At 62.2% G+C, this 17,309-nt stretch carries 12 protein-coding genes and 3 pseudogenes; 6 read left to right on the top strand and 9 right to left on the bottom strand.

The window, feature by feature from the left end; genetic code table 11:
• Nucleotides 1-80 precede the first annotated feature (80 nt).
• From ltrA to AC10V3_RS37220, 5 genes and pseudogenes are all read right to left on the bottom strand, one after another.
• Nucleotides 81-1,727 carry a group II intron reverse transcriptase/maturase gene (ltrA, locus tag AC10V3_RS37200; RefSeq protein WP_490924637.1) on the bottom strand — a complete coding sequence of 549 codons (1,647 nt, stop codon included), beginning with the start codon at nt 1,725-1,727 and terminating at the stop codon, nt 81-83.
• A gap of 541 nt (nt 1,728-2,268) precedes the next feature.
• A pseudogene (locus AC10V3_RS37205) lies at nt 2,269-2,832 on the bottom strand (IS6 family transposase); the annotation flags it as partial.
• Nucleotides 2,833-2,872: 40 nt separating this feature from the next.
• Nucleotides 2,873-3,145, bottom strand: a complete 273-nt coding sequence (locus AC10V3_RS37210; RefSeq protein ID WP_349604780.1) for a hypothetical protein — start codon at nt 3,143-3,145, stop codon at nt 2,873-2,875.
• A 210-nt stretch (nt 3,146-3,355) separates the two neighbouring features.
• Nucleotides 3,356-3,580, bottom strand: a complete 225-nt coding sequence (locus AC10V3_RS37215) for a DUF2188 domain-containing protein (protein ID WP_349604779.1) — start codon at nt 3,578-3,580, stop codon at nt 3,356-3,358.
• A gap of 133 nt (nt 3,581-3,713) precedes the next feature.
• Nucleotides 3,714-4,742, bottom strand: a complete 1,029-nt coding sequence (locus tag AC10V3_RS37220; RefSeq protein ID WP_374063751.1) for an IS630 family transposase — start codon at nt 4,740-4,742, stop codon at nt 3,714-3,716.
• Nucleotides 4,743-4,921: 179 nt separating this feature from the next.
• On the opposite strand from AC10V3_RS37220, the pseudogene AC10V3_RS37225 reads away from it, so the two are divergent.
• Together AC10V3_RS37225 and AC10V3_RS37230 are read left to right on the top strand one after the other, a co-directional pair.
• Nucleotides 4,922-5,410 (top strand): annotated as a pseudogene (locus AC10V3_RS37225) (autotransporter domain-containing protein); the annotation flags it as partial.
• Between the two features lie 281 nt (nt 5,411-5,691).
• Nucleotides 5,692-6,630, top strand: a complete 939-nt coding sequence (locus AC10V3_RS37230) for an ADP-ribosylglycohydrolase family protein (protein ID WP_490924678.1) — start codon at nt 5,692-5,694, stop codon at nt 6,628-6,630.
• 52 nt (nt 6,631-6,682) lie between these two features.
• Here AC10V3_RS37230 and AC10V3_RS37235 read toward each other — a convergent pair whose 3' ends face one another.
• Nucleotides 6,683-6,838: a hypothetical protein gene (locus tag AC10V3_RS37235; protein ID WP_349604776.1), complete on the bottom strand. Its 156-nt coding sequence runs from the start codon at nt 6,836-6,838 to the stop codon at nt 6,683-6,685.
• A 191-nt stretch (nt 6,839-7,029) separates the two neighbouring features.
• Nucleotides 7,030-7,521: a hypothetical protein gene (locus AC10V3_RS37240; protein WP_490924638.1), complete on the bottom strand. Its 492-nt coding sequence runs from the start codon at nt 7,519-7,521 to the stop codon at nt 7,030-7,032.
• Nucleotides 7,522-8,042: 521 nt separating this feature from the next.
• Between AC10V3_RS37240 and AC10V3_RS37245 the strand changes: the two are divergent.
• Nucleotides 8,043-8,769, top strand: a pseudogene (locus AC10V3_RS37245) (IS6 family transposase).
• A gap of 56 nt (nt 8,770-8,825) precedes the next feature.
• Here AC10V3_RS37245 and AC10V3_RS37250 read toward each other — a convergent pair.
• Complete coding sequence (locus AC10V3_RS37250) at nt 8,826-9,086, bottom strand: hypothetical protein (protein WP_374063722.1); 261 nt, start codon at nt 9,084-9,086, stop codon at nt 8,826-8,828.
• 174 nt (nt 9,087-9,260) lie between these two features.
• Complete coding sequence (locus tag AC10V3_RS37255; RefSeq protein ID WP_374063765.1) at nt 9,261-10,277, bottom strand: IS110 family RNA-guided transposase; 1,017 nt, start codon at nt 10,275-10,277, stop codon at nt 9,261-9,263.
• Between the two features lie 777 nt (nt 10,278-11,054).
• Between AC10V3_RS37255 and AC10V3_RS37260 the strand changes: the two genes are divergently transcribed.
• The 3 genes from AC10V3_RS37260 (at nt 11,055) to AC10V3_RS37270 (ending at nt 17,293) form a co-directional block, all read left to right on the top strand.
• Entirely contained in the window at nt 11,055-11,987 is a 933-nt protein-coding gene (locus AC10V3_RS37260) for an AfsR/SARP family transcriptional regulator (protein ID WP_490924639.1), read from the top strand.
• Between the two features lie 299 nt (nt 11,988-12,286).
• Nucleotides 12,287-12,601, top strand: a complete 315-nt coding sequence (locus AC10V3_RS37265; RefSeq protein ID WP_490924640.1) for a hypothetical protein — start codon at nt 12,287-12,289, stop codon at nt 12,599-12,601.
• Nucleotides 12,602-12,640: 39 nt separating this feature from the next.
• The gene (locus tag AC10V3_RS37270) at nt 12,641-17,293 is read left to right on the top strand and encodes a papain-like cysteine protease family protein (protein WP_490924641.1); all 4,653 of its coding nucleotides are present in this window, start codon (nt 12,641-12,643) and stop codon (nt 17,291-17,293) included.
• Nucleotides 17,294-17,309: the final 16 nt, after the last annotated feature.

A 17,309-nucleotide genomic window follows, 5' to 3' on the forward strand; every position in this document is an offset into this window, starting at 1 on the left:
AACCGTACGTGCGCCTTTAGGAGCATACGGCTCAAGCCTCTACAAAGGCATCTGTCGACACCCGGTGGCACAACTTCTTTTCAGGCGTATTGCGGAGTTCTACGGCAATTGAGATGGTGCACTTGAAGGTTGCTTGCTGCATCCGTCCCGCCGTCAGTTTGCTTCACAATATGCGAAACATCCCAGCGGGTGTTCATTGTGATGGGCTGCTGACAGTTGGAACACATGCCATCTTGCCTTAGCCAGACACGGTACAGCTTACCGTGCCCTCGCGCCGAGTTCAGCATCTTCTGGCCCCATCGGGATTCGAAGTACGGCGCCCAGTGCGGATCGTGCGGATTGGCGCTCGCCTTGATCTTGACATGCCGTTTGATTGGCGTGTCCGATACCTTCAGCAAGGTGACCTCTCTTGTCGTGCCATCCTCTTTTTTTTCTGTGGCGGCAAATACCCAGTCCCGGAGACCTTTGGTTTTGAAGTATTTCGTTTTTATCCATCGGGCGCCTTTGTTAGGGTGCCTTCTTGCCGCCCATCGCCATAGCATTGACCAGACCTCGTGATCAACCCGATCGAAGGTTTTCTTGGCGACTACATGGCTGTGATAATTCGCCCATCCTCGTAAAACAGGATTGAGCAGCCTTATCAGGCTCGCCTGTTTAGCCGTCTTGTTGGCCTTGATGATTTCACGAATTTTGTCAAGATGCGCCTTGACGTTCGCTTTCGACGGTTTCATCAGTAGCTTGCCGTTGTACTTGCGAATGTTCCATCCGAGAAAATCAAACCCCTCCTTGATGTGCGTTATCCTGGTTTTTTCTGGGGATAAGACCAGCCCGCGTTCCGCCAGAAATTCAGCTACTGCCGGCCTGACTTCATGTTCCAGCCACTCTTTCGAGTGGCCGGTAATAATGAAATCGTCCGCGTAACGCACCATGTTAATTTTCAGTCCTCTCTGCCTGGCTCGCGGAAATTTTTCCGCTAGCCTAGCTTCGAGGCCATCGAGCGTCATGTTGGCTGCCACCGGTGAAATGATTCCCCCTTGCGGGGTGCCGGCGTCAGTGGGGAAGAGTTCGTTTTGATACACGTAGCCCGCTTTGAGCCACTTCTTTAGGATCACCTTGTCCGTGGGGAGATTGGCGATCATCCAGTCGTGGGAAATTTTGTCGAAACAGCCTTGAATGTCAGCCTCCAGCACCCATTCCGCACTCGCCTTTTTCGCCAGAGAAATGAAGCATTGTCCTCCAGCGTCAGCAGTTGAGCGTTCCGGCCTGAACCCATAAGAGTTCAGGTCCGCAGTGGTTTCCGCAACGGGTTCCAGCGCCAGCAGATGTAGCGCCTGCATGGCGCGGCATTTCATCACGGGGATGCCGAGGGGCCTCGTCTTGCCGTTTTTCTTCAGAATAAAAACCCTCCGAAGCGGAAGGGGCGAATAACCCCGCCTCTTCAACGACGCAATCGCGTTGGCCTTTGCCGCCGGTGTTTTCCACGTTACCTTGTCCACACCGGGGGTGTTCCTGCCTTTGTTTTCAGTCACCCGCTTGACGGCTAATGCACGGCCGCTGAACGAGTGGGTCAGCAGCCATTGCAGGGCTTTCACCCTGTTATGGCGGCCGGCCTGTACCGCCTTCACCATACGCGACTGCAGCCTTCTTACCTGACGTTGAACATCGGCCCAATTGATGCCGTCCCACGCCACGCCAGAAGGTGCACGCGCCCGTGTTGCTGCACTCATTTGCTTTCCTTCCGTATAGATGATTCTGCAAACTCTCTGGTGAGGAGAGACCATGAGGAAGTCTGCCCGCTTTCGCGTCGGGTGATGTTGCAACCCGTATCCCGTCCATTACAGTCGGGCATTCGCTTTTTCCCCGATCCTGTGCCCGCACCGCCATGGGCAGGCCTCGCAGCCTGCTGTCCCCGAAGGGAGCGATACGGGGTTTCCACGTTCCGCTTACGGAAGTACGTCGGGTTAGGTGCCTGCTCTGGGCCGGAAGGTATATGGGTCACGAACGCGTAATCGAGAAACGCTGTTCCCACCTCCAGTACCGTTTGGTTCGAGCGCAATAGCCATTTCCGCTCGTTCAACATAACGACCCTGTTGCAGATTCAAATGTTTTCACCATACCGACTATCTGGCACTCATCCGGCTTATGGCTGCCAGAAGGGTACGCCTCTCGCGATTGATACCCCGCGCCTTGCGGCGCTTCGTTACGTTGTCAGAGCCGCTCTTGATTCAGGCTCCTGGATTCACCGGGTGACACCGGTGGTTCACTCCTTCTATACGGCGAGAAGGGCGAACAACTTCTGTAAGCGACTTCGTGTCGCACCTCGACGAGGTTGTTCAGATATTTGACCTGTCGAATGGCGATGGGAGCTTCCTGCTCGGCGTTGATGTCGCGCAGGGCCGCCAGGTTGGCCGGGCTGCCGTCGATGGTCACTGAGTCGGGCTGGCCGTTGTGCGCGATGGCCTTCTCGAAAAAGCGCCGCGCCGCAGCCTTGTCGCGCTGGGCACGCAACAGGAAGTCGATGGTATGGCCCGCCTTGTCGACCGCCCGGTACAGGTACTTCCACTGACCGCGTACCAGGATGTAGGTCTCGTCCATGCGCCAGCTTTTTCCCACCGGGCGCTTGCGAGAGCGAAAGATCTTGTTCAGCGCCGGCAGCAATTTCAGCGCCCAGCGGTGCACGGTCGAATGGTCAACCGAGATGCCACGCTCGGCCATCATTTGCTCGAGATGACGCAGGCTTAGCGGGTAGGCCACATACCACCGCACGCAGGTCAGCATCACGTCCAGCGGGTAGTGCAGACGCTTCAATACCTTCGCAACTTCCAAGTTCATGACCGCTGCCAACACTTGCTGAGTTCGACACCGGCCCATTCTACCGGAGGCTTATTGCGACAGAGCCGGCGATGGCATGCACGATAAGCGCGCGGTGCATGATGAGTTTCTTGAGGCTGTCGCGCATGTTGGCCAGCATCTTCTCGGCAGTGTCACTGTCGATACGATCCCTCTTCAACTGCGCAGTCCGCAGTTCCTGCGCAGCGATGCGTTTCCCCAAACGCTCGATGGCCAGATCCGTTTCGTCCAGATCCTTAAGATCCTCCTCTATGCTGCGCGTGACCTCTAATCCGGGTTGCATGATGATCTCCATGCTGGTGCCTATGCCTCTGTCATAGGTCAGGTGCGAAGGCGCAGGTTATTGGGCGGGATCCTACAAAGGCTCAGTATTGCGTCAGCGTGCGATGACCGGTGCATCAATCAGGAATCTCGCGCGGATCGCTCACGTGTATCTCCTTAACCTCATCGTCGACGCCCTGTCTTGGACAGGCTGAGCGTAGGCTGGTGCCGGCCGGCCACAGCATCACTCCTGTACTCCGAGCGGATCCTTAGCGAGGCCGCTGCGCAAGCGAACCGTTCCGTCTTGACGGTATATGTGCAGCTCGGCGTTTTCGCGCTTCGCTCGGTGCCATCCGGCAGCTATTGCAGCCTCAAGGGATGAATAGATCTGGAGCCTTTCCGTAGGACCTTCTATTTCGAGTGCCCAGCCATAATAAGCAGGCACAATGCGAACGATTCGCGTACGCATCTGCAAGACTCCTTGGCACCCGAGAAAAAAGGCGCCCGCTGTTTAGAGCGGGCGTCACGAACGCCGAACAAGTGAACGCATTTGACTTGTCTTATATTGTCTTATGTGTCTGGCGGCGGATAAGCCCACTTACTCATAGGTCAGAAATATAGCGGACAGATGGGTGCCTGAAAAACGAGCGCACGAGCTTCGGGTTGCGTCGAATTTTTGCAAGCTGCTCGTGAACTCGCGGGCCCAGCTCTTCGCCTTTTTGCAAAGGACGTCGCGCGACGCCGTTGCGCTTCACGTGACTCCACACCAATTCATCTGGATTTAGGTCAGGTGCGTAACCGGGCAGGAAATGCAAGGTCAGTTTGCCCTGCGTACTGGCGACGTAGGCTTTGACGATGGCTTTCTTGTGCGCTGGCAATCCGTCTACGATCAGATGTACTGCCTTCTTTCGATTGAGCATCAGCTTCTTGAGCAGCGTGACAAACAACTCGCCGCTGAGCCCGCCTTCGTACGTAGCAAACCAGAAGGCCCCCTTTGAATTGACGGCGGACGCCGCGCTCATGCTTTGCCGCTGGCCCGGTCGCTCGACAATCGGCGTTTCGCCGCGCGGCGCCCAGGTCTTGCCATGCACCGAGTCAGCTCGAAAGCCCGATTCATCCCAAAAGAAGATATCCGCCTTCTGCTCACGAGCCTGCCTGGCAATAGCCGGATACGTGTCGTGCTGCCAGCGATCAATTGCTTCCGGATCGCGCTGGTAGGCGCGCTGCAGTGGCTTTTGCGGCGTTAGGTTTAGGCGTGCCAGCATCGCACCGATCGATGCCAGGCTCAGCTTCACGTCGAATTTTTGCTGTACCAGTTCGCGAACCAGGTTGCGTGTCCAGAGGCCGAAATCGAACCCATACTGCATCGGATTCTTGCCGTTGATCCATCGCAGCACCCGCTGCTCCTGCGCAGACGTGAGCGCACGGGGGCGACCCGTGCCTTTGGTCGAGCGCAGCGCCCGTACACCTCGGCCGTGCGCCTGGGCGCGAACCTTGTATGCCCACGACCGATTCATCCCGAACGATGCAGCGACATCATCCGGATGCTCTCCCTCTGCCATGCGTTGCACCGCTAGGATGCGCATTTCTTCAAGCGTATTGTGAGCCAGACTACGACCGTCCCGTTTCATGAACGCTCCCCTCAATGTCTATTGCTCAAGCATAGATCATTTGTCCGCTAAATTCCTGACTTATGAGTAAGTGGGGCGTCGCGCAAATGCATCACTCCTTGATCTTGCGCGGACCCTTACTGAAGAAATTTCACATGCTGATGTGGCCGTCGTGGGCATAAACGAGAAGATCGACCTTCTCCTTTGCCCGCTTGGTCCGGGCGGCGATCGCTTCTTCCTCGGGAAGTGTATCGGTGGAGGCGGGACTGCCGCTTACTCTATCGCCGACGGTGACCGCCGAGCCGCAAGTGCAGGTGGTGTGGCAGCACCTGTCGGTCAATGACCTGACCGATCAGGCTTCCACGGTCGCGTTCGACAACGCGAACAGCACGCTGATGCGCGCCGGCGTGCGGGTGCAGAAGGTGATCCCATACCAGGGCGCAACCTGGCAGCCGTACTTCCGCGCGGATGTCATGCACATGTTCGACAGCACCGGTCAGACCATCTTTGCCGGCACCACCACCGTGCCGACCGGGCAAGACTACACCGCCGCGCGCTTCGAGTTCGGCGTCGTCGGCAAGTCGGGGCGGCATGGCAGCGTCTATGCCACGGCGGGATATCTGACCAGCCTGGGCGGGCCGCCGCGCGAAGGCTGGTTCGGCAACCTCGGCGTGCGTTGGTCGTGGTAGTGCTGGGCTCAACGATGTTCAGCCTAGCGATATGAAGCCTGGGTAGAAGCGCCGACCCTCTAAACGGATCGCCGCGTCAACCGTTGTGTATGTCCCAATGGTCGGAACAGTGGCACTGGAACTGTTCCAATAGTCATTGGTGAGTACCGGGCTGATCGGTACCATTGACACCATTGGTCGCACCAGTTGCTTCCATTGGCGGACAACCAACCGGGGAGAGCGATTTGACGGAGAAAAACAATGGATTCGCATTACTATTGAAGGCCCATGCGTCCAGTCCAGTGATCGGCGGACTGGTCGGACTGCTGATTGGCGATGCACTCGGCGTGCCATACGAGTTTCATACCCCCGAAGACTTGCCAAGCCAGAAGCAGATCGAAATGCAGCCACCGGTTGGCTTCAGACCGGCGCATGCCGGAGTGCTGCCCGGAACATGGTCCGATGATGGTGCCCAAGCCCTGTGTCTGCTTGCCAGCCTGTTGGAACAGGGCAAGTTCTCACTGACGGACTTCGCCGCCCGGTTGCTGCAATGGCTGGACGATGGCTACATGGCTGTCGATGGCGATGTCTTTGACTGTGGTATCCAGACTGCCGAGGCGTTGGGCTACCTTCGCGAAGGTGTCTCGCCGCACGAATCGGGTGGGACCGATGAACGCAGCAACGGCAATGGTTCCCTTATGCGGGTTCTGCCGTTGGCCCTGTGGCATACCGGCAGCGACGAACAGCTTGTCAAGGACGCACACCTTCAGTCCTTGCCAACCCATGCACATCCCCGTTCATTGGGGGCTTGTGCGTTCTACGTTCTGGTCGCGAGAGGCTATCTGCGGAAGCTGGACGAACCGTGGAGATGGGCTGACAGTCGTCTGGCCGACATCTACGAAGACTGGCCCGAACATCGGGAACGGAAGGCGCTTCTCGCCGAACTGGACGTGCTGCGCAGCTTTCCGACGACCGACAAGCCAAGCGGGACCGGATACGTACCGGACTGCCTATGGTCGGCGCGTCGGGCACTAGAAGAAGCGTCGTTCGAAGATGTTGTTCGAACTGCGATCCTCTTCGGTCATGACACGGACACCACTGCTTGTATTGCAGGCGGACTGGCGGGCGTCAAGTTCGGTCTGGCCGGTATTCCGGCGCGCTGGCTGGAACAACTGCGAGGGTTCGACATCGTGGAATCGTTGATCTTCCGATTCGATTCAACGAGGTCAAAATCAGGCTGACCCATCATGGCGGCTAACTGTGATGCAATAGGCATAATGCACCGCGCAACTATTAGAACAGGCGGCGCAGCAGATCGGTGGCAGTCTGCACCACTTGCACCACCGCATCGCCGACGCCCATCTCCATGCCCATCGCTTTGGCTGACGCATAGATGACAGCCGTGAGCAGTGCCAACACCATCAAGCCCATCTTGAAATTGTCATCCACCGCGCCCCCTTGCGTTCAGTCAAACTCGGGTCCGCAATTGGCAAAGGCGCTGAACAGCGGCGGCACAGTTGCACAAGCTGGACCACGTCCCATTTCGTTATAGGGACAGTGCCAGAAGCAGATGTGCCATTCCGTGCGGTTTCTCTCTTACCTCATGACGCGAAGGAAGCGTCGGCAGCGTAACCAAGCAACTACAGCAGTTGCAACCCCACACCACCCAAGCCGATTTTGGGAATCGGCACCCCTTTGCCTTTCTGTAACAGGACATGCTGCACGACGCGATCACGATGCAGAGCGAATGTCGCGGGGTCCAAGCGCAAGGCCGTACGTGCATAGTGCTCCGTCATCAGCTTGTAGACGCGATGGCGAAGCTGTAGGTTTTCGATCTTCGCTTCCAGCCTGCTGCCCTGATCAGCGTTCTCGTTTTCAAGCTGGCGAAGATTGGTCACTGCCCGGGCGTGCGTATGGCGATAGCGGTCCAGATCGGCGTATGCCTTCCGCAGTTCTTCCTTTAGTTCTCGCACTTGTTGGTGGAGTTTCAGATTGGCTCGCACGCCATGCTGGATGCGGGTGGCTTCCCCGAGTGCGAGGTCTGCCGCCGCAATGGTGTCCTTCCACCCCATGCATTGGTCAAGGCTTTGCAGGTGCGGCCACGCTGTCCGTGGCTCGTTGTTGTTCTTCATGCTGCTCCCCCGTCAACTGTCGGCTTCCTTGGCCGTCAGCGGTGCTTTGCCGCCAACGTGACCAAGGACCCTCGCGCTACTTCCCCCGTAACCCTTCGTGTATGAGTTTCACAGCATCTAAATCCAATTAAAGTATGGAACTAGATACATGGCAGCCTTTCTGCCACCCCTGGAACGTGAGGAAGCTGCTACTCAGGTTGTCGTGAAATGCATCCATATTCAAGCCACGTCGCTTGCATCGTATTATCCTGATTGAGGCAAAGGAATCCTCCGAATGGATGGCGCGTCGGACCATTCTTCAACCCTGCTAGTATTGCGCCCGGAGTTCTTGGCCTCATAGAGTAGGGCGTCGGCGGCAGCGAACAGGGATTTCTCGGTGACGGTCTTCCCTGCCGTCGCGAAATTTATAACCAACACACCAAAACTGGCTGTCGCAGTGATGCTTCGGGCAGTGTCGTCAATTGCCGGACTCCCCGCAATGGCGTTGTCACGTTGGTGAGGTAGTCGCGTAAGATGAGGCGATGAAGAAGAAATCGCTCTACCACGGGCACCGCTTCCCGGCGGCCGTCATCAGCTGGGTCGTGCGCTGGTATTACCGCTTCCACCTGAGCCTGCGCGACGTCGAGGAGCTGCTGTTTGAGCGCGGCGTGATCGTCAGCTACGAGACGATCCGCCGCTGGTGCTACAAGTTCGGCGCGGGCTTCGCGCATCGCGTCAAGGCTGCACGTCGCAAGCCAGGCAGCACGTGGCATCTGGATGAGATGTTCGTGTCGTTGCGCGGCGAGCCCTACCTGCTGTGGCGCGCGGTCGACGAACACGGCGCCGAGCTCGACATCCTGCTGCAAAAGCGGCGCGACAAGGCCGCGGCCAAACGCTTTTTTCCGCGTGTGCTGCGTTCCTGTCCGGCACCGCAAGATCGTCACTGACCAGCTGCGCAGCTACCCGGCCGCAAAGGAGGAGATTCCAGAGCTGGCAGGTGTCAAACATGTGTTCGTGAAGGCAGCCGCACGCGTGAACAATCGGGCCGAGAACAGCCACCAGCCAACCCGTGAACGCGAGCGGCGCATGCGCGGATTCCGCGACCCGAAGCGCACCCAGGCCTTCCTCTCAAGCTTCGGGCCGATCCGTCAGCATTTCGCCCTGTAGCGACATCTGCTGCGCGCTTCGCTTTACCGAAAACTCCTCACCGCCCGATTCTTGGCCTGGCGCGAATTTACCGAAGTCACTCAAAATCCGTCCCCCGCATGAGGCGGCAGTTCACGCCCTCCACGCATTGCGGCTTCGTTATGCCAACGTGACACCCATTAGCCGGCCGAAGTCAAGGTGCAAATCCTCCCCATCGCCAGATTGCCATGATGATGAAAATAACCATCATCATGGCAATCTGGCGAAATTCCTTCCATTATCCTGTCGCGGCTGCCTGCAGGGGCGGTATCGCATCCGTTTTCTCGCGGCTGGTTGCGAACCGGATCGCACCAGACACCCATCGGGATCAAGCGATCGGCGATGAATTGTCGATCACCCTGGCGGCGGTGCCGCCCCAGAGAAACGTTGGTGCCAGACAAGGTCCAATGGGTTTCAAAACCGTGGCTGTTGCCTGCGCAACGCCAGTCAAGCGTGGCTCATTGTCTAGGCGACCCGGCTATCTGCAAACAGGAGGCGGGGCAAAGGGAGGACCCAATCAAAACCATGGCTTTTCACCAGTCACGTTACCGGGCTCGTTCCCCTTGCACCGCCTTTTAGCCAAAGCAGCGGGTTACGTCAAATGGCTTGTGCTCCCGAAGCATGTGATAGCAGGCGCGCGCCAGCTTGTGCGCCAGCGCCTTGATCGCGACAATCCCGTTACGTGCGCGTTTCTTGCGCTCGTAAAAGCGTCTAGCTTCCGGGCACGAACGCATGGCGAAGTTGGCCGCCTCGACAAATGCCCACGCCAGATACTTGTTGCCGTTCTTTGTGTTGCCTTCGCCTTTCTTCCTGCTGTTGCTTTCGCGCCGGCTGTCCACACAGCGGCAGTACGAACTGAAATCACCAACCTCGGTGAAACGCGAGATGGTTCCGGTTTCCAGCATGATCGTGGTTGCGAGAACCGGACCAATGCCAGGCACCGAGTTCAGCAACACGTAGTCGGGTTGCAGTTTCACCCGCTCCATGAGACGCTTCTCGAGGATTCCGATCTGCTCCTGCAAGGTTTGCATCACCGCCAGATTGGCCTTCATCGCGAGCGCTACGTCCGGTGCAAAGCCGAATTCGCTGACCTGTGTCTTATCCAGATGCTTGACCTGTTCACCCCGCATCTGCCCACCAGTGTGGCGTGAGAACAGGTTCTCGATCGCGAGGATCTGGGCCGTACGACACTGCACCAGTTGCATGCGCTTGCGCGAGAGATCGCGCACCGGACGTTCTTCTGCTGGATAAATGTAGCCTTCTGGCAATAGCCCCAGACGCAGCAGTTGTGCGAGATGGGCTGCATCCGCGAAGTCCCCACTATATTTCAGCCCCTCGTACTGCTTGATCGCTGCGGGGTTCGCCAGATGCACCTGGTAGCCATCTTTCATCAGGTCATCAACCAGCCAGTACCAATTAAACGTGGCTTCGATTACCACCCCCACCAGCTCGTCACGATGCGGCGCCAGGGCCGTCCGGATCTGGACCGGATCGTTTGGTAACCGCCGCTGGTAGATAACCCGGTCAGCTTCATCGCTGACCACAACCACACTGTTGTTCGAGTGCAGGTCGATTCCACTAAACTTGTTCATGCCGGCCTCCTGTGCGTCACGTCGGTGTTCGCATCTCGACTCTACGCCAGCCGTTCGACCCGAACGGAGGGGAGGCCGGCTATATGATTATCAAAGCCGTGTAGTTCGGCACTGGCAAATCAGCCGCCCGGCACACCGCTGAGACCCGCATCAATTCAAGGCGGCATCCACCGGCGGCGCGCAACCGCCTCAACGCCGTGCTGTTTGCTGCATGCTCACCGGCGTGGCCCCGGGGCGCCGCGCTCGGCAGAGCCGCGCTGTCGAGGTTTGGCTGGATGGGTGTGACGGGGCTGGCCACGGCGTCGGGGCTAGTGGCGATCAGCGTGCGCATGGCCGCGCGAGGCGACGCTGATGCGTGTCCAGCGTCATAACAGCCGTTCGCCGGCCGACCCGGGCACGCGAGTCTCGCCTCGCAGTTAAAACCTCTCGAAATTCTGATCTGTATTTTTTTTACTTGCCGCCAATGGGTTGGCCGATAGAGTTATGCAAGGTGGAGCAATCACCGTCTTCCCGTGGTCTTGCCGGAGATCCGGCAAGACGATGGGCATCTGGCGCTCAGGCACAGGCGTTGCACGAACGAGGTCGGCCGAGAAGCAACCGTGGAGGTCCGCGATGAACAAGAGTGTCTACCCGCGCTTCCCCGCTCAAGCATTGGCAGACCGTTCACCAAGCCGGCCGGCACCGGCTGCAGTGGACCGTCGACCACGCCGGTTCCTGCGCTGATCCGCTGCTTCCGGCTACCGGATTTCTCATACCCCCACTATGCTGCAATTGCACTTGTTCGGCGTAGTATCGTACAGCGTCGACCCTGGCGATGCCGCCGCCGACGTGATGCCCACGCATGTGAGCGGACGTCCTGGCTGCCTGCTGGCCTACCTGGCGCTGGCGCGGGGCCGGTACTTCAGCCGCAGCGAACTGGTCTCTGTGTTGTGGGCGGAGCAGGCCGATTCGGTGGGCAACGGCACGTTCAACACCGTGCTATGGCGCCTGCGCAAGCTGATCGAACGGCCGCCGCTGTCGCCGGGATCGCTGATCGCCTGCGACCGGCGCGGTGCCGTCGGGATGCACCTGCAGGCACCCGTGCAGCTTGACGTGGAGGCGTTCGCGCAACGCGTGCTGCCGGTGCTGTCCAGGCCGCTGGAGCGGATGTCCGAAGCCGACGTGGAAGCACTGCGTGCCGCCATTGCTCTCTACACCGCCGACATCCTCACCGACCTCGCCGACGAGTGGGCACTGCGCGAGCGCGAGAAGCACCGGCGCTATTATCTCAATGCGCTGGGCCGCATGATGCAGGTCTGCTCGCTGGCCGGCGACTATGCCTCGGCCATTCGCTACGCCCAGGCGGTCCTCGACCGCGACGCGCTGCGCGAGGACGTGCACCGCGAGCTGATGCGGCTGTTCATGCAGAGCGGCCAGCGGGCGCTGGCGCTGCGCCAGTTCGAACTATGCCGCGCCGCGCTCCGGCAGGAACTTGCGATACAGCCGATGCCCGAGACGTTCGTGCTGTACCAGACCATCGTCCAAGGCGCGCTGAGCGCCGAGTGCGGAGCGCCTGCCCACGGCATGCCGACGGCGGTGTTGAGGCTGCCGGCGCTGATCGATCCGCCCGTGCAGCGCACCACGCTGTCGCCCCGCGAGCTGATTGAGTCGGCACGGCTACACCTGGCGCGCGCCGACGCGCAGCTTCAACTGAGCCTGCCGTTCCTGTAGTCCTCCCGCTGTCATCCCACTGTCGTTCCGCTGTCATCGCGCTGTCGTTCCGCTACACCTGCGGTCCCGCCTTGCGCTGTCCCGGCGCGCTGGTCCTCTCCTGTGCCGTCGCGTGCCATCCTGCGGCTGCCTGCTGCCGCCCCGGCATCACGCGCATCACCTCCATCACACCGGTATCACGTCGCGTCACGGCCGCGCGTGATGCACGTGATATCGGCGTGATGCCGGCGTGATCGGGGGGTGACGCCGCGCGCCAAGACTGGATTCCAGTCCACCGTCGTCGCAGGGAGTTGCTCTCGATGTCACTGCTGGAAGACCACAGCGCCTCATTCATCGTCCGCGTCTGGCGCGAGCGGGGTGAGGGGCAGGCGGTGTCGCAGGAGTGGCGCGGCTCGATCGAGCACGTGCAATCCGGCCAGCGGTCGTTCTTCCGGGACCTGGGCGCGATCGCGCGTTTCATGCGACCGCATCTCGAACAGCTCGGGATCGAGGCGCCGATGCGCTTCTGGGAGCAGATGACATCCGACCTGTTCGATCCGTCCGACGCCGCCGGGCCGCCAGACAACCCGCCCGAGCCGCGGCCTGCACGGGCAGCGGGGCGGCGCAAGCGCTGAAGCCAGGGTCTTGCCGGGCCAAGCATCCAGGAGAAGGTCATGCCCCTCATTCGCGTCAATCGTGAGTCCGTCAACGACCGCTTCAGCGTGCTCGGCTTCACCGTGCGCACCGAGAGTCCGTTGTTCGAGATCGGCATCGCCACCGATCCGGCGCTGTTCCAGGCCGAGAACCGCGCGCACCGCACGCGGCGCAACTTCTACTCGAGCCGCAGCGTGGGCGCCTTGCGCGCACGCCGCGGCGAGGCCGTGTACCTGGTGCCGCCGGACGTGCTGGCGAACTTCGTCGGCCGGTCCCGGCTGTACTTCGGCCTCGCCACCTATCGCGAGAACAGCGGCGGCGTGCCCGACTGGGTGCAGTCGCCCACCGAGGGCCATATGTACGTGGACCTGAGCGGGCTCACGGAGCGCGGACTGCGCCGCGTGGCCGGCCGGTCCTTCGGCGCTGGCGCCTATGGCGCGGTCAACGGTCATGATCCCAGCCTGGACTGGGGCGGCGATGCGCAGCCCCAGATACAGCCCCCTGCGTCTCACCCGGTGCAGGCGCAAGCGCCCGCGACGAACAAGGTGGCTGTTGCCACGCGGCCCGGCAACGGCGCCGCAACCACCGGCAACGGCAAGGCCGCCGCGCCGGTTGCGTCGGTTGCGTCGGTTGCGAGCGCACCCTATGACGACGGCTTCGGCGACTTCCCCGCGGCCAAGGCCGAGCACCCGCCGGCCGCCACACCCGTCCCGCCCGCGGGCGCCGGGCACGCCACGGCGCAGGCATATGCGCGCCATCCCCGCGCACTGGAGGCGGAGGACGACGCGCACGGCATCGACGGCCCGGTGCCCGACGATGAGGCCACGGCACAGGCCCAGGCACAGGCGGCCCATGCGCTGGAGGCGCCGACGCCGGAATACCTCGGCGCGAGCCGCTTCGCTCCCGCGCATCCGTCGAACTTCCGCGCGGTCAGCGCGCCGCGCGAGGTCAACCAGATCGTCATTCACATCACAGACGGCGGCAGCCGGATCGCCGGCACCATCGGCTGGTTCCAGAACCCGAACCAGCGTAATGCGCGCGGCAACCCGATTCACGTCAGCGCGCACTACGTGGTCGGCCGCGACGGCGAGGTGGTGCAGATGGTGCGCAACAATGACGTCGCCTGGCACGCCAACGTGGCCAATGCCCACAGCATCGGCATCGAGCACGTGGCCAACACCCGCGGCCTGCTGCCGACCGAAGAGCAATACGCTGCTTCGGCGAGGCTGGCCGCCTGGCTGTGCCGGCAGTATGGCCTGCCGATCGACCGCGTGCACGTGCTGGGACACGCGGAGGCCGACACGCATACCACCCATACGGACTGCCCGAATGCCGTGTGGGATTGGGACCACTATATGGACTGCGTGCGCGAGGCCGCGGCCGCCCCGGCAACCGCGCAGGGCCTGGGACGCCCCAACGGGCTTGCCTATGCCCGTGCGCAGGAGATCATCCAGCCGTACTACGACCCGGCCGACCCGGCCAGCGCGCTCACGTGCCAGAACGACGCCTTCAGCGAGGCGCGCGAGGAATGGTTCGCCGGCGTGCCCAACACCACATTGTTCCCGCATTCGGCGATTTGCCAGTTGCGCATGACCGCGCCGGACGGCAGCCGCTACATCGGCACCGGCTTCTACATCGGCGCCAACCGCATCCTGACGTGCGCGCACAACCTCGATGGCATGCAGAGCGTGACCATCATCCCTGGACGCAATGGTGCGGAGAATCCCTTCGGCGAATGCACGGTGAACCAGTGGCGCATCGCGCGGCCGCCATATACGGGCGACGGCAACTGGGAGAACGACCTCGCGGTGATCGACAATGTGCCGCTCGCCGCGCCCGGTGGGCAATGGTTCGAATACCTGAACGCGACGCCGTCGGACCGGCTGCCGATCGTCGTCTGCGGCTATGCAAAACGCTCGGTCACGATCCCCGAGCTGACGCAGGTGATCGACGGCGACAAACAGCATCTGCACGGCGGCTATGCGGCCAGCCAGAGCAACGGTGAGGTGATCGAGTACCCGATCCTGACGCTCAAGGGCAACAGCGGCTCGCCGGTCTACCACCTGGACAACAGCAGCGGCACGCTGCGCGCGCTGGTCTGCGCGGTGCATGTGACCGGCGAACCGGCGGCGCAGGGGCTGAACCGAGGCTGCTTCATCACGCCGAACAAGATCGACTGGATCGAAGGCCGTGCGACCGCCTTCGCGCTCGGCACGGCCCGCGCGCTGGACGTGCCGCTCGACCCGGGCGAAGGTGGCCGCTCGATCGGCCTCGACGCGCTGCAGCCCGCTGACATCATCGTTTCGACCGCTCGCCATCCGGTTTCGTACGCGATCCGCCTCGGCACCATCTCGGCCATCGGCCACGCGATGCTGTACGTGGGCGACGGCAAGGTCATCGAGGCGATTGGCAGCGGCGTGCGGGAGGTGCCGCTCGCAACGGCGATCGGCGACGCCATCCTGGCAGTGGCCTATCGGCATCCGTCGGTCGATGCCAGCCATGCGCAGGAGATCGTCGACCACGCGCGCTCGCGCGTCGGCTCGCCGTACAACTACGCCGGCGTGGCCTTCACCGGCTATCGCATCACCAATCCGCTGCCGGCGCGCGTTATCGACGCGCTTGCCAGTCGGCTCGGAACGGAGGTTGGCCAGGCGGGCGCCGCCTACTGCTCCGAACTGGTGTTCGAGTCGTTCACGCAAGGTGGCCTGCCGCTGGTGGCATCGGCGCCGGGAGCCAGTACGCCAGACGACATCGTGCGCCTGACCAGCGGTCTGCTGCAGTACGTGGGCCACCTGAAGGGCGAGGACGTGCCGTTCGGGATTCCGCTGTCTCTGGCGCAGGGCAGGGGCGCGGCGCGCGCACTGAGCCAGTCCTTCTCGCTGCACTGGGACGATACACCCTACCAGCCGCAGAGCACCGAAAACTCGTGCTGGGCCGCCACCGGCGCGATGGTGGTCGGCTGGCGCGATCGCGTCTGCATCCCCGACAGCGAGATCGCAGCTATGGTGCCGGTGTTTGATGCTTTCAACAACGGCCTGCCGCCGTCGAACCGCATCACGCTGGCTGAGGCCTGGAACCTGGTGGCCGAGCCACCCGCCTCCTATTCGATCGAGGGCTTCCGCCAGATGCTCGCCAACTACGGGCCGCTCTATGTCGGCATGCGCGCCAGCGCGCAGGGCGGCGGCCATGCCCGCGTGCTGGTCGGCATGGAGAGCGGCGGCGCGGAGGACGGTTCCGACACCACGATGTTCCTCTACGATCCATGGCCGGGTACGCCGGGGCGCATCCGCATGGCATTCGGCGAGTTCGTGCAGCTCTACGAGGGCCGCATGACGACGACCGGCGGCGTGGTCGACGTGCAGATCCTGCATGCCGACGGCGCCCAGGGCCGCTCGCCGGCTACCGCCGCGCCGTTCTCGCTGTCGCTGGCGGCCTCGCAGATCCGCGCGCCGGGCGAAGCCCGTGACGCCGTGCGGCCCGTGCTGCGCGCGGTGCCGTCGGCCAGGCCGCCCACCCATCCCCGCGCGCTCTCCGACGAGACCACCGACTACCCGATCACGTTGATCCCGCAGCCAAACAAGCTTGCCTGCTGGGCCGCCGCGATGGCGATGCTGTTGTCGTTCCGCCGGCACCAGTCCATCGATCCCGAGACACTGGCGCGCGAGGTCGGCAGCTCGCTGATGACCTCCTACGGCATGGAGTTGCTGCAGGCGGTGCGCGACCGCTATGGCTTTGCGGCGATCGAGATGCCCTCGAACACCAGCCTGTACTTCTCGCCCGCGCAATGGGCCCAATGGTTGCGAGACTTCGGCCCGCTGTGGGTCGTGATCGTCGGCATGCCGCACGCGGTGATCGTCAGCGGCCTGCGCGGCAATACCGGCGACGCCAACGCCTGCCAGGTGAGGATCCTGAACCCGTGGGACACGCGGGTCAGCTTCGACGAGGATCCCACTGAGTTCCATCCGGCCAACCAGGGCTATGCCGACTGGCTGTCGTTCCAGCAGTTCACGTCCGACTTCGGCAACATGGCCGAGCCGGACTACGGCAACTGGCGCGTGCTGCATTTGCCCGCGCAGGGCGCCAGCGCACAGGGGCTCGCCTATGGCGGAAATGCGCATCGCACCATCTCACCGGCGCACAGGCTCGCGCCGCCGCCGCGGCCGGTACGCGCGATGAGCCTGGAGGACACGCCACCCGCCGATGAGCCGATCGACCCGTCGCGCGTGCCGGGCACCACCATGCGCCGCCAGCGCGGCAGCCACGGGCGCGTGACGTGGGCACTGGATCAGCTCGACGGCGTGAAGCTGCCCGACCCCGCCGCCATGGCGGTGCCGGCGCTGGTGCCGACGACGATCACGCTGGCCCAATGGCCTTGCATCGGCCAGGATGCGGTGCCGCTGCCGCTGACTGTGCGCTTCGATGCGGGCGGCGGCGCGGTGGGCAACGTGCGCATCGGCGCCGGCACCGCGGCCGATACCGCCTACGACGTCACCGTGACCGCGACGATCGAGGACGACGCGCAGTCGTTGCCTGGCCTGCATGCGCCGCAGGCGGCGCTGCGCGTGACGATCGACTATGACTTCACCGGCGCGCCGGGCGGCGATGCCTCGGCGCGCGTGAAGCTGCGGCTGATCGGCAACGGCCGCTACGACCTGGACAGCAGCTGGCAATGAACGGGGCGGGGCGGCC

It is taken from the genome of Cupriavidus sp. PB-02 (assembly GCF_058252315.1).